The organism is Shewanella sp. Isolate7 (genome assembly GCF_022398425.1).
GTDB lineage: Bacteria > Pseudomonadota > Gammaproteobacteria > Enterobacterales > Shewanellaceae > Shewanella.
Window position 1 is genome coordinate 25447 of sequence record NZ_JAKEVJ010000025.1, and the last position, 20463, is coordinate 45909.

The 20463-nt window shown below is 53.3% G+C and carries 21 protein-coding genes; 8 read left to right on the forward strand and 13 right to left on the reverse strand.

Translation table 11 applies throughout. The annotated features are described in order from the left end of the window. Window position 1: 1 nt before the first annotated feature. Genes L1D47_RS08050 through L1D47_RS08070 form a run of 5 tightly spaced genes read right to left on the reverse strand, consistent with a single transcriptional unit; the run spans window position 2 to window position 4170 of the window. Window positions 2-955, reverse strand: coding sequence for a D-2-hydroxyacid dehydrogenase (locus L1D47_RS08050; RefSeq protein ID WP_239883917.1), 954 nt, complete (start codon window positions 953-955; stop codon window positions 2-4). A 20-nt stretch (window positions 956-975) separates the two neighbouring features. Then, window positions 976-1605: an outer membrane beta-barrel protein gene (locus L1D47_RS08055; protein WP_239883919.1), complete on the reverse strand. Its 630-nt coding sequence runs from the start codon at window positions 1603-1605 to the stop codon at window positions 976-978. Between the two features lie 25 nt (window positions 1606-1630). Continuing rightward, window positions 1631-2407 (reverse strand): co-chaperone DjlA, encoded by a 777-nt coding sequence (djlA, locus tag L1D47_RS08060; protein WP_041510217.1) that lies wholly within the window; start codon window positions 2405-2407, stop codon window positions 1631-1633. Then, window positions 2408-3133, reverse strand: coding sequence for an N-acetylmuramate alpha-1-phosphate uridylyltransferase MurU (gene murU, locus L1D47_RS08065; RefSeq protein WP_239883920.1), 726 nt, complete (start codon window positions 3131-3133; stop codon window positions 2408-2410). Continuing rightward, window positions 3130-4170, reverse strand: coding sequence for a phosphotransferase (locus L1D47_RS08070; protein WP_239883923.1), 1041 nt, complete (start codon window positions 4168-4170; stop codon window positions 3130-3132). Before L1D47_RS08070 ends, murU begins: the two co-directional genes overlap by 4 nt. Before the next feature lie 156 nt (window positions 4171-4326). On the opposite strand from L1D47_RS08070, the gene lptD reads away from it, so the two are divergent. The 7 genes from lptD to L1D47_RS08105 all read left to right on the forward strand — a co-directional run bounded on the left by lptD (window position 4327) and on the right by L1D47_RS08105 (window position 13308). Continuing rightward, complete coding sequence (gene lptD / locus L1D47_RS08075; RefSeq protein WP_239883924.1) at window positions 4327-6648, forward strand: LPS assembly protein LptD; 2322 nt, start codon at window positions 4327-4329, stop codon at window positions 6646-6648. A gap of 126 nt (window positions 6649-6774) precedes the next feature. Next, entirely contained in the window at window positions 6775-8079 is a 1305-nt protein-coding gene (surA, locus tag L1D47_RS08080) for a peptidylprolyl isomerase SurA (protein ID WP_041510214.1), read from the forward strand. A 5-nt stretch (window positions 8080-8084) separates the two neighbouring features. After that, window positions 8085-9083 carry a 4-hydroxythreonine-4-phosphate dehydrogenase PdxA gene (gene pdxA / locus L1D47_RS08085; protein WP_239883926.1) on the forward strand — a complete coding sequence of 333 codons (999 nt, stop codon included), beginning with the start codon at window positions 8085-8087 and terminating at the stop codon, window positions 9081-9083. A 2-nt stretch (window positions 9084-9085) separates the two neighbouring features. Further along, the gene (rsmA, locus tag L1D47_RS08090) at window positions 9086-9895 is read left to right on the forward strand and encodes a 16S rRNA (adenine(1518)-N(6)/adenine(1519)-N(6))-dimethyltransferase RsmA (RefSeq protein ID WP_239883933.1); all 810 of its coding nucleotides are present in this window, start codon (window positions 9086-9088) and stop codon (window positions 9893-9895) included. A gap of 52 nt (window positions 9896-9947) precedes the next feature. Beyond that, window positions 9948-10328 carry a Co2+/Mg2+ efflux protein ApaG gene (apaG, locus tag L1D47_RS08095; RefSeq protein WP_239849728.1) on the forward strand — a complete coding sequence of 127 codons (381 nt, stop codon included), beginning with the start codon at window positions 9948-9950 and terminating at the stop codon, window positions 10326-10328. 26 nt (window positions 10329-10354) lie between these two features. Beyond that, complete coding sequence (locus L1D47_RS08100; protein WP_239883936.1) at window positions 10355-11179, forward strand: symmetrical bis(5'-nucleosyl)-tetraphosphatase; 825 nt, start codon at window positions 10355-10357, stop codon at window positions 11177-11179. Between the two features lie 104 nt (window positions 11180-11283). After that, a complete protein-coding gene (locus L1D47_RS08105) occupies window positions 11284-13308 on the forward strand; it encodes a methyl-accepting chemotaxis protein (protein WP_239883938.1) in 2025 nt (674 codons plus the stop codon). A gap of 159 nt (window positions 13309-13467) precedes the next feature. Here L1D47_RS08105 and L1D47_RS08110 read toward each other — a convergent pair whose 3' ends face one another. From L1D47_RS08110 to rplU, 7 genes are all read right to left on the reverse strand, one after another. Next, window positions 13468-13860 (reverse strand): DUF3718 domain-containing protein, encoded by a 393-nt coding sequence (locus L1D47_RS08110; protein ID WP_041510208.1) that lies wholly within the window; start codon window positions 13858-13860, stop codon window positions 13468-13470. 86 nt (window positions 13861-13946) lie between these two features. Next, window positions 13947-14429 carry a type 3 dihydrofolate reductase gene (folA, locus tag L1D47_RS08115; protein ID WP_239883940.1) on the reverse strand — a complete coding sequence of 161 codons (483 nt, stop codon included), beginning with the start codon at window positions 14427-14429 and terminating at the stop codon, window positions 13947-13949. 40 nt (window positions 14430-14469) lie between these two features. After that, window positions 14470-14940 carry a threonine/serine exporter family protein gene (locus L1D47_RS08120; protein ID WP_041510206.1) on the reverse strand — a complete coding sequence of 157 codons (471 nt, stop codon included), beginning with the start codon at window positions 14938-14940 and terminating at the stop codon, window positions 14470-14472. Beyond that, entirely contained in the window at window positions 14937-15698 is a 762-nt protein-coding gene (locus L1D47_RS08125; protein ID WP_041510205.1) for a threonine/serine exporter family protein, read from the reverse strand. Before L1D47_RS08125 ends, L1D47_RS08120 begins: the two co-directional genes overlap by 4 nt. Before the next feature lie 35 nt (window positions 15699-15733). Beyond that, window positions 15734-16897, reverse strand: coding sequence for an Obg family GTPase CgtA (cgtA, locus tag L1D47_RS08130; RefSeq protein WP_041510204.1), 1164 nt, complete (start codon window positions 16895-16897; stop codon window positions 15734-15736). 216 nt (window positions 16898-17113) lie between these two features. Then, complete coding sequence (gene rpmA / locus L1D47_RS08135; protein WP_011864676.1) at window positions 17114-17368, reverse strand: 50S ribosomal protein L27; 255 nt, start codon at window positions 17366-17368, stop codon at window positions 17114-17116. A 15-nt stretch (window positions 17369-17383) separates the two neighbouring features. Further along, window positions 17384-17695 (reverse strand): 50S ribosomal protein L21, encoded by a 312-nt coding sequence (rplU, locus tag L1D47_RS08140; protein WP_011864675.1) that lies wholly within the window; start codon window positions 17693-17695, stop codon window positions 17384-17386. Between the two features lie 275 nt (window positions 17696-17970). On the opposite strand from rplU, the gene ispB reads away from it, so the two are divergent. Continuing rightward, window positions 17971-18942: an octaprenyl diphosphate synthase gene (gene ispB, locus L1D47_RS08145; protein ID WP_239883941.1), complete on the forward strand. Its 972-nt coding sequence runs from the start codon at window positions 17971-17973 to the stop codon at window positions 18940-18942. Window positions 18943-19213: 271 nt separating this feature from the next. Here ispB and mdh read toward each other — a convergent pair whose 3' ends face one another. Next, window positions 19214-20149, reverse strand: coding sequence for a malate dehydrogenase (gene mdh, locus L1D47_RS08150; RefSeq protein ID WP_011864673.1), 936 nt, complete (start codon window positions 20147-20149; stop codon window positions 19214-19216). Between the last annotated feature and the right edge of the window lie 314 nt (window positions 20150-20463).

Consider the following 20463-nt stretch of genomic DNA (forward strand, 5'->3'; position numbering starts at 1 on the left):
CTTAATTCACCCGATTAATCGGCTGCCCCGCCAGATAGCCCCTGAGGTTATCGACGGCAATAGTCAACAGATTCTGCCTCGCCTCCCTGGTCGCCCAGGCATTATGAGGACTGATGCTGATATTGGCCGCACTCAGCAGCGGATTGTCTGCCTCTGGCGGCTCGCTCGATAACACATCCACGCCGGCCGCGGCAATCTCGCCGCGGCTTAAGGCGTCGGCCAGAGCCTGCTCATCCACCAGGCCGCCCCTGGCCGTGTTGATCAAGATGGCGCTGGACTTCATGGCCCTTAGTCGCTCACTATTGATCAGCTGCTGGGTGTCCGGCGTCAGCGGACAGTGCAGCGAGATGATATCGGCGGCGGCAAATAACGCCTCACGCTCGCACCAGCTGACCCCTTCCGGGAGATCATGCTTAATGGATGGCGTGTTGACCAGCACCCGCATCTGAAAGGCCTTGGCAATAGCAGCCACCTGCCGACCTATATCGCCAAAGCCCACCAGTCCCAGCGTCTTGCCCTTAAGCGATTGCAGCGGTGCCAGGGTAAAACAGAAATCTGGTGCCTGAGACCAGGCTCCAGCTACCACGGCATTGTGATGATCGGACAATCTCTGGGTGTGGTGCAGGATATGGGCAAATACCATCTGCGCCACGGCGTCCGGACCATAGCCGGGCACATTGGTCACCTTGATCCCTAGCTCACTAGCCGCCTTGAGATCCACCACATTGGTACCCGTGGCGAGCACGCCGACATACTCGAGCCCAGGCAAGGCCTTAAGGCTCTCGCCGTCGAGCACTGTCTTATTGGTCAGCAACACCTGGGCCCCCTGAGCACGATCGATAAGCTCGGCCGGAGCGGTTCTGTCAAAGCAGTGAAACTCGCCCAGCGCCGCCAGCGGCTGCCAATCGAGATCGCCTGGGTTGAGGGTGTAACCATCGAGTACGACTATCTTCATGAAGACTGCTCTCTTAAGGATTAAAAAGTGTATTTAAATCCGGCATTCACCTGGCCCTGCCAGATGACATCCGCGCGGATATTCCAGATACAGCGGTTAGCATCGCAAAACAGCTCGTTGTCACTGTTGATGAAGGTGGCATAGCCGCGGCCATCGGCAAACAGGCTGAAGTTATCCCCGAGCTGGTATTCCACGCCTCCCCCTATGCCCATAGAGAAGCGTGACTCGTCGGAGAAATCCCCGGACGGACGCATCTGTGTCATGCCGACACTGACGGTAACATAGGGGCGCAGATCTCCCTTGGGAAAATAGAGCGAGCCACCGAGGTGGGCGTAATCCAGCTCAAGCTTTGCCAAGCGGTTGGGATTAAACATGCCACCAGCGTGCATATCTGTGCTCTGGTGGCTGTAGAGCAGGTAGACATCGCCAGGATCCCGGGTCTTCATCCCCAGCATGATGCCGTAATGGCTGGAGTCCTTGATGCTGATACTGCCTTGGGTGCTAGTGCCTATATCTGTGGCATCGAGTTCACTGGTGCCAAAGCTATAACCACCGAAGGGAGCGACAAAGATATCCGACTTTGCCCAGGCTGCCTGGGCCGTCATCCATGCTAAGAGTCCCGTTAATAAGATCAGCCTTATTCCCTTCATCGCCCTCTCCTTTACTTGTTTATGATTATCTCATGGCGCGGTCTTGCTTTACCCTGTCATAGGCGGCCTGAATATCCTGCGCCTTCTGTTTGGCCAGTTCCATCATCTCGGCGGGTAGTCCCTTGGCGACTAACTTGTCGGGGTGATGCTCGTTCATCAACTTACGATAAGCACGCTTTACCTGCTGATCCGAGGCCTGCTCGTTGAGGCCTAACACCTCGTAGGCATCGTTAATGGAGGTCTGCTGGCGGCCGTGGCGCTGGAAGTTCACTTCCGCCTGCCAGCGCTTGAGCAGTTCATCGAGTTGCTCGCGGCTAAAGCCCAGCTCCTTCGCCACGGTTAAGAGTATGGCATGTTCTTTGGCATCTAGCTCGGCGTCCGACAGTGCCGTCTGGATCTGGATCTCCAGAAACATCTGTAACAGTTCACGCCGCCCCATGGAGATCAGCCTGAAGGTGCGCAGTGACGCCTTGAGATCAAAATCGGCGGCCTTGCCCTGAGTAAAGGCTGCCTGAGCCTCGCGGCGGGCATCGCCGCTGAGCCGCAGCTGATCCATCAGCGCCGTCGCCAGGCGGATATCATTCTCGGTCACCTGACCTGAAGCCTTGGCCACATGGCCCATGACGGCGAAGGCGGTATTGAAAAACAGCGCCTGTCGATCGCTGCCCTTGCCCATCAATTGCTCCACCTCGCCGCGCTTCTTGTCATAGAGGTGGCCCAGCCAGAGACCTATGATGCCTCCTATGATGCGGCCAAACATGAAACCTATGGCAAAGCCAAAAAACTTACCCCAAATCTTCATCTAACAACCTTTATTGTGTTTTTGTGCCGCGCGCAATTCGGCGTCCAGTGACTGCAATCGCTCCAGGGTGCCCACGTCGCACCAGAGGTGAGAATAGTATTCGCCCCCTATCAGTCCCTGCTGCATCTTAGCTCTCAACAGCGGCGCCAGGGCGAAACGCCCACTGGGCGTATCATCGAAAAAGCGCGGATGATAAATAGCCATGCCGGAGAAGGTCAGCCTGGGCTCGCCGCCGTCATTAACCTTACCCGCGTGCAGGGCAAAATCTCCCTCTGGATGCTGCTGAGGGTTATCCACCAACCAGAGGTAGGCCTGGTGCTCGCCCATCAACTCGGCGACTCTTGCCTTATCGAGCGCCGCTTCGAGGGACAAGCCCTTCACCCTGGGCAGGCTGTCAATGTAGACATCGCCATTGAGCACAACAAAGGGCTCATCCCCAAGCAGGGGCAAGGCCTGCTTAATGCCGCCGCCTGTCTCTAACGCCTCGGTCTCAGGGCTGTAGCTGATGCTGACGCCCCAGGCGCTGCCATTGCCCAGATAGGCTTCGAGCTTATGCCCTAACCAGGCGTGGTTGATCACTATCTCTGTGATGCCTATCTTCGCCAGACGCTCTATGTGATAGACAATCAGCGGCTTGCCCGCGACCTCTGCCAGAGGTTTAGGCAGGCTATCTGTCAGCGGGCGCAGGCGCTCACCGCGACCGGCAGCGAGTATCATGGCCTTCATCGCTTCACCTCCGCATGAGTTGTCAGCTGCGACAGCTTGTCACTGGTCATGTGCGGCATCACCTCACGCCTTAACCAGGCGATGAAAGGCGCAAATTCAGGATATTGTGACCCTATCTCACTCACGTAGCTCAGGGTCAACGGAATATCTTTCAGATAACCCGGCTTGGCGTCGCGATAGTTGAGGCGGCAAAAGATACCCGCGGCTTTCAGGTGACGCTGCATCCCCATGAGGTCGAACCAGCGACGATACTGGCTAAACGCCACCTCACCGGCTATGCGGCCCAAGGCGCGCATCTGCTGATAGTGCCTATTGAGCAGGGGCTCGACCACATGATTCGGCCAACGCACGTAACAGTCCCGCAGCAGGGAGACGGCATCATAGGTGATAGGGCCGATAACCGCGTCCTGAAAATCGATCACCGCCAGCTCGCCATCGCAGAGCATCAGATTACGACTATGGTAATCCCTGTGCATGCCCACCTTGGGCTGCTGGGCAACGTTTTCGATGAGCAGACTAAAACACCCATCTATCATCTGCCGCGTCTGACTATCCAGGGTCAGCTGCAGGTGATGCTCGACCAGCCACTCGATGAAGATAGTAAGCTCCCGCAGCACGAAGGCGTCGTCATAATCGGGCAAGGGCTGCCCAGCCGCCGAGGTGATGGTTTGCAGCGCTTCAAGCAAGCCAAGGGCCTTGCCATAGTATTGCTCGACATTCTCAGGCGTCAGCACCTCGAGTAGCTGGGTATCGCCGAGATCGGAGAGCAGCAGAAAGCCCTGTGTCAGGTCGGCGGCCTTAACTTCTGGCGCCAGGATACCATGATCATGATAGGCGTTTGCGAGGGCGATAAAGGGGGCGACGGGCACCAGATCCGGCGGCGAGTCCATGGCGATAAAAGTCTGGCTTAGATACTGGGCACGATAGTAGCGGCGAAAACTGGCGTCACCCGAAATTAAGGCTAGCTGCGCCTCATCGCCTAAAGTTCGCACTATCCATGAATTAAGGGCAAGAAATCTTGGATCTGACAAGGGCACCTCATGGCTCTTAGAAGAAAATTGCTTTATTATAAAGCAAAATAGAAACAGCAATTAAGATGATTCTATCTCTTTTGCTAAGTTGCTTCCTAAGGGGGATGCAACTATTCTCACCGATAATTTGTCTAGACTAAGAAATCACAAAAACGATAAAAGATGCATATCCGTTACTTATTGGCATTGGCGCTACTCCCGCAGCTAGTCTTGGCAGACGAATCGGAAACCACTCCCGCGCCCGGTGCCCAGTGTCTGGTACTTCCGCCCGTACCTATTCCAGAACCCAGCACAGACGAACGCCCTCTGGATCTGCAGCAGATTAAGATCGTTTCCGACTCATCCAACGCCAAGATGGGTGACAAGGCCACTTTCCAGGGAGATGTGACTTTCAGCCAAGGCGGCCGTCATATCGCCGCAGACAGCGCCGTGCTGAATCAGGCTAACGAGCGCCTAGATGCTAACGGCAACCTGGTGTTCCAAGACAATATGTTTACCGTCACGGCAGACTCCCTGAGCGCCGAGATGCGCAGCAACAGTGCCCAACTTAAGGGCGCCCAATATTGGCTCCACGGCCAGCAGATCCACGGCGACGCGGAAAACCTGGAGATCACCCAGGACAACAACCTGCACCTGTCTAATACCAGCTTCACCACCTGTCCGCCGGGCGATACCTCCTGGCTGCTTGAAGCCGAGACCATCAAGATAGACAGCAGCGAAGAGTGGGGCGAGCTCTGGGACGCCAAACTGAAAATCGGCGATGTACCTGTTTTCTATCTGCCCTATATGACGATTCCCGTGTCGGAAAAACGTAAGTCGGGCTTCCTGTTCCCGTTTTTCAGCACCAGTACCACCAATGGTGTCGAGGTAGCGACTCCCTACTACTGGAACATAGCACCAGAGTATGATCTCACCTTTACCCCGCACTATATGTCGGCTCGCGGCCTGTTCCTCAAGTCTGAGTTTCGCTATCTTGCCGGCGAGGCGCAGCAGGGGCTGTTAAATGTCGAATATCTAGGCAAAGACGATCTGGTACCCAACCGCGCCGATCGTTACCTCTACCACTGGCAGCATCAAGGGGCCATCGCCGACAACTGGCGGGTACTGGCCAACTTTACCGATGTGTCAGATAACAACTACTTCAACGATCTACCCTCTGACGTGCTGCGTGCCACGGACAATCAGATCTCGCGCATAGGCGAAATCGCCTATTTCGACGATAACTGGGACATGTCGGCCAGAGTGCAGGATATCAAGGTACTGGGTGAGGAAGAATCTCCCTACCAGGTGATGCCGCAGATTGGCTTTAACTATCGCGCGCCCGGATTGTGGCAAGGCATAGACTTCAACCTCATGGGAGAAGCGAGCAACTTCCGCCACAAGGAAGATCAATATGCCACCGCCAGCCGTCTGCACTTCGAGCCAAGCGTATCCCTGCCGATCCACGGACCTGCGGGCTCGCTGACCAGTGAGCTCAAGCTGTTACAGACCAACTATTGGCAGGACACCAAGAACTACACGGGTACAGAGCCGCTGGACAGCACGGTGAGCCGTACTCTGCCCCAGGTACGTATTCACGCTCAGATCAACTTCGAGCGTTTCACCGATTACTTCGATACTAACTACCGCCAGACCCTGGAGCCACAGTTCCAGTACCTGTATGTAGGCTATGAAGATCAGTCCAACATCGGCATCTATGACACTGCGCTATTACAGGATGACTACTACGGCCTCTTCAGGGATCGCCGCTTCTCGGGTCTCGATCGTATCGCAGACGCCAACCAGATGACACTGGGTTTGACCACCCGCCTGTTTGACGATCATAACCTGGAGCGTTTCAAGTTCAGCCTGGGTCAGATCTACTACTTTGAAGACAGCGAGGTTGGCATCACAGATCCCTCCCGCCCGAACGAGATCTTCAAGCAGGAAAACACCTCCAACTCGGTGCTGGCGGCGGAACTGAATACCCAGCTGTACAGCGACTGGTTCTTGAGCGGCGCCATTCAATATGACACCAAAAACAAGAACAACAAGAAGAGTGAAGTCACGCTGGATTTCCGCCCCGGAGTCAACAAGCTGTTGCAGCTCAGCTATCGTTACGTGCCCGATTTAGTTAACAGCAACACCAACGAATCTGTTAATGTGTCGCAAACCGGCTTGCGCACGGCCTGGCCGATCAGCGACAACTGGTATATCGTGGGCAACTGGTATTACGATCTCAACGAGAATCGTAGCGTCGAGACCTACACAGGATTTCAATATGAATCTTGTTGCTGGGCGGTACGCTTAAGTTATCATTACCGCATTAAAACCAACTACGATGACAATTTAGATCCAACGTTCAACGACAGGGAGCTGTTCGAAAGCGGCTTCTACCTGAACTTTGTGATCAAGGGATTAGGTGGCTCCGGCCCGCTTGGGGTGTCGGACATGCTTAACGATGGCCTGTTTAACTATCGCAAGCCGCTCTACCTGAAAAACTAGTTTTAATATTTTAATCGGCTCCGCGCTGAACCTAGATACGGACTTGTAGTCCAATCAGAATAGTCGAATTAGATACTCGGTCGACGCCTAAGTTGACCGACCTGAATATGCCAAGGATTTTTGTGGATGAAACCCTGTAAACAACTGATTTTTGCTTTACTTACACTGGCGATGAGCCACGGCGCGATGGCCGAGAACGTTCCCCTGGATAGGGTAACGGTTCAGATCAACGAAGGCATAGTGCTGGAAAGCGAAATCGTCAACATGTTGAAGACAGTCAAAGCCAACGCAAAAGCCGCCGGCCAGTCATTACCTTCTGACAAGGCGCTACGCACTCAGGTGATCGAGCGCCTGATTGTCACCCGCCTGCAACTGCAGATGGCCGACCGCATCGGTCTGCATATCGGTGACCTGCAACTGGATCAGACCATAGAAAACATCGCCAAGGAGCAGAAGCTGACGCCTGAGATGATGCGTGAAAAGGTAGAGGCCGAGGGCATGAGCTGGAGCCAATACCGTGAGCAACTGAGGGAAGAGATCACCCTGGGCGAGATCCAGCGTATTCAGGTTCAGCGTCGTATCCAGGTGTCTCCACAGGAGATCAACAGCCTGGTAAAGCTTATCGAAGAACAAGGGATGCAGCAGGTAGAATACCAGATCGGCCATATTCTGATCGAAGTACCTAGCAACCCCAACAGCGAACAACTTGAAGCCGCCAGCAGCCGCGCCAATGCGGTGCTCAAGCGCCTGCAAAACGATGGCGACTTCAAACAGACCGCCATCGCCTCCTCTTCAGGCCCTAAGGCGCTGGAAGGCGGTATCTGGGATTACATGAACGTCAATGAGATGCCAACCCTGTTTGCCGAATTACTGGTCGGCGCCAAGACGGGCGACATCATAGGCCCTGTACGCAGCGGCGCCGGTTTCCACATCATCAAGGTGATGGATGCCCGCGGCCTGCAGACCAAAGAAATTGACGAAGTACGTTCACGTCATATACTGATCAAGCCGTCACCTATCCTGTCGGAAGAGCGTGCCAAGGCGATGCTCGACAAGTTTGCCGACCAGCTAAGAAGCGGTGAAGCAGACTTTGCCACCCTGGCGCGTCAATACAGCGAAGACCCAGGTTCGGCGGCCAAAGGCGGTGAATTAGGCTGGGCGGATCCCACCGTCTATGTGCCAGCCTTCGCACAAACACTGGGCGCACTGAAGATTAACGAGATCAGTGAGCCTTTCCGTTCTAGCCACGGCTGGCACATAGTACAGCTGGAGGAGCGACGTAAGACGGATGCGACAGATAAATTTAACACTAATCGGGCACACCAGCTCATCTTCCGCCGTAAGTTTAATGAAGAATTACAGAACTGGCTGGATGAAATGCGAGCAGAGGCTTACATTGAAGTATTCGATGCCGATTTCAATCGAGGTTAATCATATTGACGACTAAACGCATCGCCATCACACCGGGAGAACCTGCCGGTGTGGGCCCAGACTTAGTCATTCAACTTGCTCAGCGCGCTTGGCCCGCTGAGCTTGTTGTTTGTGCCGATCCCACTTTGCTGACCAGTCGCGCCAAGCAGATCGGCCTGCCGATCCAGCTGCGTCCCTTCCAGCCCAACCAGCCACCTAAGCCACAGGAAGCCGGCACACTGACCATAGTGCCCTTCCCGCTGGTCAACGACGCTGTGTGTGGCAAACTCGACGAACAGAACAGCAGCTATGTGATCGATACCCTGGCCTATGCCGGTGAGAAGAACATGAATGGCGAGTTCGACGCAGTGGTAACTGGCCCGGTGCACAAAGGAATCATCAACCAGGCGGGCATTCCCTTTAGCGGTCATACCGAATTTTTTGCCCACCAGGCCAACTGTCAGGATGTGGTGATGCTCCTCGCGGCGCCAGGCTTACAGGTGGCGCTGGTGACCACGCATATTCCGCTGGCCTATGTGTCTAAGGCAATCACCCGTGACCGTCTGCATCAGATCATCAAGATCTTGCACCAGGACCTGGTGACTAAGTTTGCCCTGGACGCTCCTAAGATCTATGTCTGTGGTCTCAATCCCCATGCGGGGGAAGATGGTCACCTGGGGCGTGAAGAGATCGATGTGATCATTCCCGCCCTCAACGAGCTGCGCGAACAGAACATGAATATCGTCGGGCCACTGCCCGCCGACACCCTGTTCCAACCTAAGTACCTGGAAGACGCCGACGTGATCCTCGCCATGTATCACGATCAGGGCCTGCCGGTATTAAAGTCACAAGGATTTGGCAGCTCGGTCAATATCACCTTAGGCCTACCCTATATCCGCACCTCGGTCGACCACGGCACGGCGCTGGAACTGGCGGGCACAGGCAAGGCAGACATCGGCAGTTTTGTCTGCGCGCTTAACAAGGCTATCGAACTAGCCACCAAGAATGAGTCACTTAAAGAGTAGTAATGAGTAATAAAGTACATTTAGGCCACACGGCGAGAAAACGCTTCGGACAAAACTTTTTGACCGACAGCAATGTGATCAATCGTATCGTCGGCGCCATCTCCCCCGACAACGACCACGTGATGGTTGAGATTGGCCCAGGCCTAGCGGCGCTTACCGAGCCTGTTGCAGAAAGCATCGACAAGCTGACCGTAGTCGAGCTGGATAAAGATCTGGTGGAACGCCTGCAGACCCACCCGTTTCTCAAGGATAAGCTGGAGATCCACCAGGGCGACGCGCTGAAGTTCGACTTCATGCAACTGGTCGAAGAAGGCAAGCAGATGAAGGTGTTTGGCAACCTGCCCTACAATATCTCCACGCCGCTGATGTTCCACCTGTTCGAATTTGCCGAGCATATCGAGAATATGCACTTCATGTTGCAAAAAGAGGTGGTACTGAGACTGTCTGCGGCCCCCGGTACCAAGGCCTATGGCCGTTTGACCGTGATGGCGCAATATTTCTGCCAGGTGATGCCAGTGCTCGAAGTGCCCCCAGGCTGCTTCACGCCGCCCCCTAAGGTTGACTCTGCCGTCGTAAGGCTAGTGCCCTACAAAGAGAAGCCCTACCCCTGCAAAGATGTGGATCTGCTAAGGCATCTGTGTACCACGGCCTTTAACATGCGCCGTAAGACACTGCGTAACAACCTCAAGCAGTTGTTAAGCGACGATGATTTCGGCACGTTAGGCATCGATGCCAGCATGCGCCCCGAGCAGATCACAGTGCAACAATATGTCGCCATGGCCAACCATCTGGCCGACAAACGCCAAGCCTAACCATGAAGGAGGCGCATAGCGCCTCCCACTCGTTAACCTTTTAGGGATCCGAATGAAACAACTCGAATCCTCAATCAGGATTGAGGTCAAAACCGACTATATCGAAGAGCAATCTTCGCCCGAAGAAGAGAGATACCTGTTCAGCTACACCATCACCATCATCAACTTAGGGGATGAACCCGTCACCCTTAAGAGCCGCATGTGGTGTATCACAGACGCCAATGGCCATGAGAGCAAGGTCGAGGGTGCCGGTGTGGTTGGCGAGACGCCCACTATCGCGCCCAATACCGCTTATCAATACACCAGCGGCACGGTATGCGAGACTCCCTTTGCCGTCATGCAGGGCTACTATGTGATGGTGACCGAGCAGGGCGAGACCTTCAAGGCCCCCATCGCACCTTTCCGTCTAGCGGCCCCCGGCCTGCTGCACTAATTCGAAACAGCGATCCGAGAACATCTATGGCGACATACTTCGTAGGCGACATTCAGGGCTGTTTCGATGAACTCCAGGCCTTACTGGCCAAGGTAGCCTTTAACCCGTCCAGAGACGAACTTTGGGTCGTCGGCGACATGGTGGCCAGGGGAACCCAATCACTGGAGACACTGCGTTACCTCAAGGGACTAGAGGGCTCGGTTAAGCCTGTTCTGGGCAATCACGACCTGCATCTCATGGCGCTGTACGGCAAGGTGAAACGGGTTAATCCCAAGGATAATCTCGACGCTTTACTCGACGCGCCAGATCTCAACCAACTCATCGATTGGCTCAGGCTGCAGCCCCTGGCTCGTGAGCACAAGAGCCATTCCATCCTGATGGCCCATGCCGGCATTCCCCCTCAGTGGGACGCCGAGACCGCCCTCAAAGCATCCTACGAGGTGCAACAGGCACTGGCAGAGGATGGCTACATAGAACACCTCATCGCCAAGATGTACACCAATTCGGTCAGTGAGTGGTCACCCGAGACTCAAGGGCTCGAGCGCCTCGTCTATACCATCAACGCCCTCACCCGAATGCGCTTTCTTTACAGCAATGGTCGATTAGACTTCGATTGCAAGCTGCCGCCAGCGAATGGCGAGAAGGAAGGCTTGATCCCTTGGTTTAAACAACCAGGACGGGCCATGAAGCACCATACATTGGTCTTTGGACATTGGGCTGCCTTAATGGGCGAGGTCGACCAACCGGGTCTCCAAGCCCTGGATACGGGATGCTGTTGGGGACACTATTTAACCCTCTGGCACCTTGAATCGAATCAAAAAATTACCCAAAATAAGTTAAAAAAGAGTTAAACTAGCCCTTAGCTTGGCCGATAAAAAAATAAGCGGATTTCACCGCCCTGCCCTGAGAATGTGTTATGTAATTAGGGATATAACAACAAAAACCGGAGTGCCCTATGAAATTGAACGTCGCCACTCGAGTCATCGGTGGATTTAGTGTCGTCACCTTACTACTTATCGTCTTAGGTGTGGTGTCCCTGGTCACCAATGACGACATCAAGAGCAGCACCCTCGTTTTGCAAGACCTGAGCCTTCCAGCCCTAAAGAGCAGCAATGGCCTGACTCAAAATCTTGCGCTACAGGAAAAACAGCTACTGGTGGCCTTCCATAGCAAGCAATCCAAAGAACTGCCTCAGGTTCGCACTCAATTCTCCAACCTAAGCAAGGGCTTTATATCCGAGCTGGATCAACTCAACCACATCATTCAGGGTCATGGCGACAACCTGGGCGGCCAGATCAAGTCCCTCAGAGCCAACTACCAGTCCTTCAACGACAACAGCCTCAAGATGATGCAGGCCAGAGAGCAGTCGCTACTGACGCAGGAGTCCTTAATCGACAACCTGGACAGCCTAGAGGTCGCGGCTGACGATACCGCCTCTCTGCTGCTGGACCTTATCGATCTAGAGGTCAGTGAAGATCCCACCGAGCGTGAAATTGCCGCCACCGCCAGCAACATAGACAACAGCTTCAGCAACCTGATCACCAGCAGCTATGACCTGGTCAATACCAAGGAGAAATCCAAGTACGAGACCATCCTCAAGGAGCTGGACTACATCATCAGCGAAGCGCAAAACAAGCTGGAATATGTGGGCCGCCACTGGGAAGGCGTCATCGACCAAGAGATGCTAGACAACATTAACACGGAGGCAGGCAAGGTCTTTACCATGCTCAACGGCCCTGACTCGATCCTCAAGCGTAAGGGCCAGCAGCTTGACTTCAACCTACAGGCAGGTGAACTGCTTAACACGGTCGAAGCAAATGCCACCGCGGTGAATCAGAGCATGGGCAGCCTGAACAAGGCGATTGAATCTACCTCACAGGCCGTTAGCGTCAAGGCGATCGACGAGGTCGACAGTGCCAGCTATAAGACACTAGCACTGGTCCTGATTGCCATAGTGGTGGCCGTGCTGGTGAGCATCGCCGTCATCCGCCCACTCAAGCATTCACTGGATAAGGTCAACAACGCCCTCAATATCCTGGCCTCAGGCAACCTGACCCATAAGCTGGACGATAGCGGCCATGACGAATTTGCCGAGCTGTCTCGCAACTGTAACCGACTGGTAGACAGCCTGCGCCCCCTGATCCAGGGGATCCTGGATCGCTCAAACCAATTAGCCGCCGCGGCCGAAGAAACCTCGGCCATTACCGCGCAAACCACCGCAGGTATCCAGGAGCAGAAGAACCAGGTCGATCAAGTGGCAACCGCCACGACACAGCTCAGCTCTAGCGCCATGCAGGTGAGCACCAGTGCCGACGAAGCATTGAATCAGATTAGGCAGGCCGATGAAGAGGCGCAACATATGCGCGCCATCGCCGATGAGAACAAGCGCACCATACTGGCGCTGGCCGATGAAGTAGCCAAAGCGAGTCAGGTGATCAACAAGGTTCACTCCGACAGCGCCTCTATCGGCTCGATTCTGGACGTTATCCGTGGCATCGCCGAACAGACTAACCTACTAGCGCTGAACGCCGCCATCGAGGCCGCCAGGGCCGGTGAGCAAGGCCGAGGCTTTGCCGTGGTGGCCGACGAGGTTCGCAGCCTAGCATCACGCACTCAAGACTCGACCCAAGAGATCCAGCAGATGATTCAGGTGCTGCAACAGGGCACCCAGGAAGCCGTTTCCGTGATGGAACTGGGCCGTGAACAGGCGAGCAGCTGTGTCGAGAAGACAGAGCAGGCCAACGTCGCCCTGGAGAGCATCAGCAATGCGGTCCACTATGCCCATGACTCGGGCACCCATATTGCCAATGCCGCCCAGGAACAGAACCTGGTGAGCCAGCAGGTATCTGAGAAGCTTGAGCATATCGCGGCTATCTCCGAAGAAACGGCCACGGGTGCCGATCAAACGGCGCAGTCGAGCCATCAGGTTGCCCAGCTCGCAGAAGAGTTACAGGCCTCGGTGGGCGAGTTTAAGGTGTAACGGCCTAGCGCCCTATAGGTTTATCTATCGCGGTTTATCTATCGCGGTTTATCTACTGTGGTTTATGCACCATAGTTTAAGAGCCGCCTTCAAATAGACACAAAAAAACCGGACTTAATGTCCGGTTTTTTAATGCCCAGCTAAAAGCGCTTTAATAGATTAGTTACCCGCGAGGCGATCCTTGACTGCAGCAGTAATAGGACTGCCGCCGTGACCATTACCCTCGGCCCACTCAACCACGGTCAAACCATCGGCTTCCTTCACGCTCAACTCTTCGGTGGACAGACGCTTAGTCATAAACTCACCCACGTCGTTGGCGCCGCTCTTCATGGCAAAACGCAGCAGGCTGTCACCGTTACAGCTCACCCCTTGATACACGTTACGTAGCTTAACGCGCGCTTCCTTCAATTTCTTACGTAAACGGTTTTTATCATCGGCCTGAACATAGTTGCAGATGTTGGCAACGAGTTGATCGTTGGCTTGAACCGGTGCAGGAACAGTATAAACAGAGGCTGCAATTACCACAGCTAACGTAGTCGGTAAAAAACGCATCGGGTACTCCTATAATATTTATTATTTTTTTCAATAAACTATCGTCAAAGCGCTAGTCTAAAGACAACTCGGGGTAACACCATAAGTTAACATTTTTTTACCAAATTGATAAAGCGATATTCCAAACCTTTATCATTTGTGTGAGATTCACTATCGAGGATCTGCCAACTGCCATCGTCCCACTCAGGGAAATGGGTATCCCCCTCGACATCGAGATTGATCTCGGTCAGATACAAGCAATCCGCTTGAGGTAAGAGCTCGGCATACAGCTGACCGCCGCCGATCACCACCAACTCCTCACAGTCTTGCACCAACTCCTTGGCCTGCTCAAAAGAGGTCACACAGGTCACCCCCTCGATAACCAGATCCGCCTGGCGGCTCACCACCAGGTTGTGACGACCCGGCAAGGGCCTGCCGATGGATTCGAAGGTCTTGCGGCCCATGACCACAGGCTTGCCTAGGGTCATCTGTTTAAAGTGGCGTAAGTCTTCAGGCAGATGCCAAGGCATCTGATTATCTTTGCCGATAACCCGGTTATTTGCCATCGCGGCAATCATCGCTATTTTCATGGGCTCTCCAACGGTCTTATGCCGTTTCTAGGGTTAAGAATTAGATCACTGGGCGGGTACGAAAATAGAGCAGACTAGGCATGGCGAGTCCGACAGATAACGCCCCTAATATAAAGATGGTCTTCAAGCCATTGCTGATCACCTCGGCGGTCAGCTCAGGGCTTACCTCTGACTGGGCAGACAGCTGCACCAGGGCGATCACTGTGTTGTAGGCATAGGTGCCCGGGATCATAGGAATGATCGCCGCTACGGCGTACATCAGAGGCGGTGCCAGATGCTTCTTCGCAAAGCCTATGGTCAACACGCCCACCAAGGCGGCCGCGGCAAAGGTGCACCACTCGATCGGCATGCCGAAATGCAACAGCAGAGTACGCAGGCTGTGACCCAAGGCGCCGGCGAGGGCGCAGTATGGCAAGAAACGTCTGGGGACATTGAAAACCATGGCGAATCCCACGGCCGGAACCGCCGAGAAAGCGGCGTCATTGAGCAGCTTAAGCAGGAGCTCCATCATAGGAAGAGTCCTCCCAGTTGCATGGCGATGGTGATCCCTATGACGGATGAGACGGTCAACAGGGTGGCATGCCCCCAACGGGAGATCCCCACGTTAAGATGGCCTTTTACCATATCCGAAATGGCGTTAATCATGGGAAAGCCCGGCACTAACATCAGCACGCTGGCCGCCATAGGCAGCTTAGGCGTATCGGTCAGCTGCAGGTGGTAGCCCATCTGTGCTACCAATGTGGTGATAAAGGCGGTCACGGCAAAGTTAACCAGCAGATTAAAATGATGCTTGGCTATCGCCAGACGCACAGACATACCGACCGAGGAGGCTAATATGGTGATCAACACCGCCATGGTATCGCCGCCAAACAGATGACAGAAACTGCCACAGGAGAGGCCTATCATGGGCACCAGATAGCGCTTGGGATAACTCTTAGGCTGAATCCTAGAGACACGCTTGCGTACCTCATTGAGGCCGTAGATCCCCTTCTCGGTCAGCAGGCAGATACGCTGAAGCTCGCAGATGACAGTCATGTTGATGCCATGTTCACGAATGCGCCGGGTAGTGGTAATACAGCGACCGTGGACCAGGCTGGTCAGCACCAGGGAGTTAGAGGAGATAGAGATCTCGACGCTGGCGAGACCTAATGCCTTACCCAGGCGCTGGCTGATCTCTTCGACGAGGTCAGACTCAGCACCATAGGCTAGCAAGAGTTGAGCAACCCGGACAACTTGCCGGGTAATATCATTTTGAGTATCGGCGTACACTATTCTCTCAGAATGAAAGGGGTAGCTTAATAAACTTACCTTTGATAGATGATTTCGACATCATAGTCATCATCATCGAAGTCATCGTCGAAGTCATCATCATAGTCTTCGTTGACCACTTCCTGGGTCTTCTGATGATAGTTGTCCCACTTGAACTCGACCTCGGCATCGGGATCTTCCTCGACCTCAGCAGGCAGCGAATCGATAAAGTCCATCAGCTTGAGTGCAAGCTCCTGGGTGCCTTCACGGTTGTAGGCCGAAATACAGTAGACCTCGCCCTGCCAATCCAGCTCTTTGACGATGCGATCGACACGTTCTTGCAGCTCCTCTTCGAGCAGCAGATCTGTCTTGTTAAACACCAACCAACGCGGCTTACTGGCCAGCAGAGGTGAATGCTTCTCCAGCTCACCCACGATGGCGCGGGCACTGTCGACAGGATCTGTGCCGTCGATAGGCTCGATATCTAAGATATGCAGCAGCACGCGGCAACGCTCGAGGTGCTTGAGGAAGCGAATCCCCAGGCCGGCCCCTTCGGCTGCGCCTTCGATCAGACCCGGAATATCGGCAATCACGAAGCTCTGACCATGTCTTGGCGTCACCACACCCAGGTTAGGTACCAGGGTGGTAAAAGGATAATCGGCCACCTTCGGCTTGGCGCGAGAAACGGAGCGAATGAAAGTCGACTTACCGGCGTTTGGCATACCCAGCAGACCCACGTCCGCCAACAGCATCAGCTCGAGTCTCAGGCTGCGCACCTCACCCGGTGTACCCAGTGTCTTCTGACGCGGTGCACGGTTGGTACTGCTCTTAAAGCGGGTATTCCCCAGGCCGTGGAAACCGCCCTTGGCGACCAACAGCTTCTGACCATGGGTCTTAAGATCGCCCAAGGCTTCCTGGGTTTCTTCATCGACGGCACGAGTCCCTACGGGCACCTTAAGAATAAGGTCTTTACCGCCATGACCGGTACAGTCACGACCACGGCCATTCTCGCCGCGCTCGGCAAAATGAAAGCGCTCGAAACGGTAATCGATCAGGGTGTTGAGGTTTTCATCGGCCTGCAGATAGACACTGCCGCCATCACCACCGTCACCGCCATCCGGGCCGCCATCAGGCACATACTTCTCGCGTCGAAAACTAACGCATCCACTACCGCCATCACCAGCTTCGACTCTGATCACGGCTTCATCGACAAACTTCATACCAACTCCAGGCGCCAAACAATAGACCGATTATACTGCCTATCGAAACTTACCGCCAAAAAACAATGATGCAACTACCCCAGCTCAAAAGTGGCAGAGGCAATATTGGACTGGTGCTGGAGCGATATACAGGCTCATTCACCAGTAATGATTCTTCATAAACAATAAAGCCCCACCAGAGGCAGGGCTTTAGAAACTAGCTTGGGTAGCTAAGTATTAAGCTTCGATGCTAATGAACTTGCGGTTCTTAGGACCTTTAACTTCGAACTTAACTTTACCGTCAGTTAGTGCAAATAGAGTATGGTCACGACCGATACCTACGTTAACACCTGCGTGGAACTTAGTACCACGTTGACGAACGATGATGTTACCAGCTAGAACTGATTCACCACCGAAACGCTTAACACCAAGACGTTTGCTTTCTGAATCGCGGCCGTTACGAGTAGAACCGCCAGCTTTTTTATGTGCCATTAGTTAGACCCCTTATTAAGCGTTGATAGCTGTAATTTTAACTTCGGTGAACCACTGACGGTGGCCCATCTTCTTGTCGTGGTGCTTACGACGACGGAACTTAACGATAGTTACCTTCTCGCCACGGCCATGGCTGATAACCTCAGCAACAACCTTACCACCTTCAACTAAAGGTGCACCAACGTGTACAGTTTCACCATCGGCAACCAAAAGAACTTGGTCGAATTCGATAGTTTCGCCTGTAGCAACTTCTAATTTTTCTAGACGTACAGTATGGCCTTCAGCAACACGGTGTTGCTTACCACCACTTTGAAAAACAGCGTACATAGCTATTTTACTCCGATATTTCTAGCACGCAGACCCTTTATGTTTGGCTGGGTGCTATAAAAGCTTTAATGACAATGGTCGCGGAGTTTACGCTAAGTTCGCCTGGCTGACAAGTCCTAATTCACTTTGATCAAAAAAAGATCGGAATTACTCGCACAATACTCTTCTGCTACTGTCAGGCGAGGCTTTTTTAGGTAGAATCTAATAATTATAACATTTTCGCCTTAATTTGGGCTGTCTGAATTACCTTACAACCCTCAAAGTAGAGCCATTATATGGATTTGAATGCCATTCGTCAGCTGGCAGACGCTGATATGAAAGCCGTCGACCAACTTATCTATAAGCAGTTGGAATCGGATGTCGCCCTTATTAATCAACTCGGATTCTACATCATCAACGGCGGCGGTAAACGCATGCGCCCGCTACTGTCTATTCTGGCCGCCCGCGCCATCGCCTATGAAGGTGAAGCGCATGTCAAGTTGGCGGCAATCGTCGAATTTATTCATACCGCCTCCTTGCTACACGACGATGTCGTCGACGAGTCCATGCTTAGACGTGGCCGCGAGACGGCTAACGCCCTCTTTGGTAACAGTGCCAGCGTACTGGTAGGTGACTTCCTCTATACCCGCTCATTCCAGATGATGACTGAGCTGAAGAACATGCTGGTGCTGGAAGTACTGGCCGACACCACCAACGTGCTCGCCGAAGGTGAGGTCCTACAGCTGATGAACTGTAACGACCCGGACACCAGTGAAGAGAGCTATATGCGCGTCATCTACTGCAAGACAGCCAAGCTATTTGAAGCCGCCACCCGTCTGGCAGGGGTGCTGGCCGATAGTAGCATAGAGGTTCAGACCGCCCTGGCCGACTATGGTAAGTACCTTGGTACCGCCTTCCAGCTGACCGATGACCTGCTGGACTATACAGCCGATACAGAGGCGCTGGGCAAGAATATAGGTGACGATCTCGCCGAGGGTAAACCCACCCTGCCGCTGATCTACGCCATCGCCAACGGTAACGAGGTAGAGCGTCAGCTGATCCGCGATGCCATTGAGAAGGGCGACGGCACAGAACATATCGACACCATATTAAAGGCCCTGGATCAATGTGGTGCCCTCAGCTACACAGAGAAACGGGCTCTGGAAGAAGCAGAGAAGGCCATACGCGCGTTAGATCCGCTTGCCGATAGCGACTATAAGCAGGCCCTGATATCGCTGGCGAAAATCGCCGTGGCGCGTAATCACTAACGAACTAGTTAGTCGATTTGTAATGACGAGTTATACCAATCACAGTAAGTATGTGATCAGAAATAGCGCAGGAAAAACGCTTAAGAACAAAGCAGAATTTTTAGATAAGTAGTTATTCTACAATTAAAAATTGCTAATACAGTTATCGAGCGTTTTAACAAGCTAGCATGATCAATTATCTATTACGATTGGTATTAAACATTACCCATAAAAAATGGAGCCGATTGGCTCCATTTTTTTATTCAGGACTAAACCTTACTCACACAGTGCCTTACTTAACAAAGTCTACACCCAGTGTGATATCGGCTTTCAGCGTGTCTAGCATAGCGTCGCGTGCGTTGGCTTCGAACTCGCTAACCTCACCATAGGCAAGTACCTGCTCGATACCGTTCTTACCCAGTAGTACAGGCTGTGCAAAGAAGTCGGCATGCTCGCTGCCACCGTCAACATAGGCACATTCAACAACGTTAGCTTCACCCTGTAGGCCACGAACCAGTGACAGACCGAAACGACATGCCGCCTGACCCATAGACAGAGTCGCGCTACCGCCACCCGCCTTAGCTTCAACCACTTCGGTACCCGCGTTCTGGATACGAGTTGTCAGAGCCGCCACTTCTTCATCAGAGAAGCTTACGCCTTCGATTTGAGACAGTAATGGCAGGATGGTCACGCCACTGTGCCCACCAATAACATTGACCTTAACGTCGGCAACATTCAAGCCCTTCGCTTCGGCAACGAAAGTTTCAGAGCGGATCACATCAAGAGTGGTCACACCGAACAGACGGTTCTTGTCATATACACCGGCTGCCTTCAATACTTCGGCAGCGATGGCCACAGTGGTGTTAACTGGGTTAGTGATGATACCGATCAGTGCCTTAGGGCAAGTTGCGGCACACTTCTCAACCAGGTTTCTCACGATACCCGCGTTGATGTTGAATAGATCTGAACGATCCATGCCTGGCTTACGCGCAACACCAGCAGAGATAAGTACCACGTCGGCACCTTCCAGTGCTGGCGTTGGATCTTCACCCGCAAAACCCTTTACTTCTACCGCAGTAGGGATGTGGCTTAGGTCAACAGCAACACCTGGGGTTACTGGCGCGATATCATAAAGGGATAGTTTTGAACCAGCAGGCAATTGAGTTTTGAGTAGTAGGGCAAGAGCCTGGCCAATACCACCGGCGGCACCAAGTACAGCAACTTTCATAGTTATCTCCGTTAATTCTTGGATATTATGTGATATAGATCTAGATTTACCGATGGCGCAACATTACTGGAATCACGGTAAAAATTCAATTATCCCTTAGTCGTGTGACCAGATAATTTCGAATTGCCCCAGTCAGCTGCCATTTACAACAGATATAAGGTATACTGCCCGGCCTTGCCCGCGATGCTACGTCACAAGACCGCCACAAAACCCATCCCACAAACCTGAATTTTTATTCACGCAATCCGAATAACGCTTGACTAATGGCGCAAAAATATTCAAAATAAGCCAGTTTTTTGAATATAAGAATAATT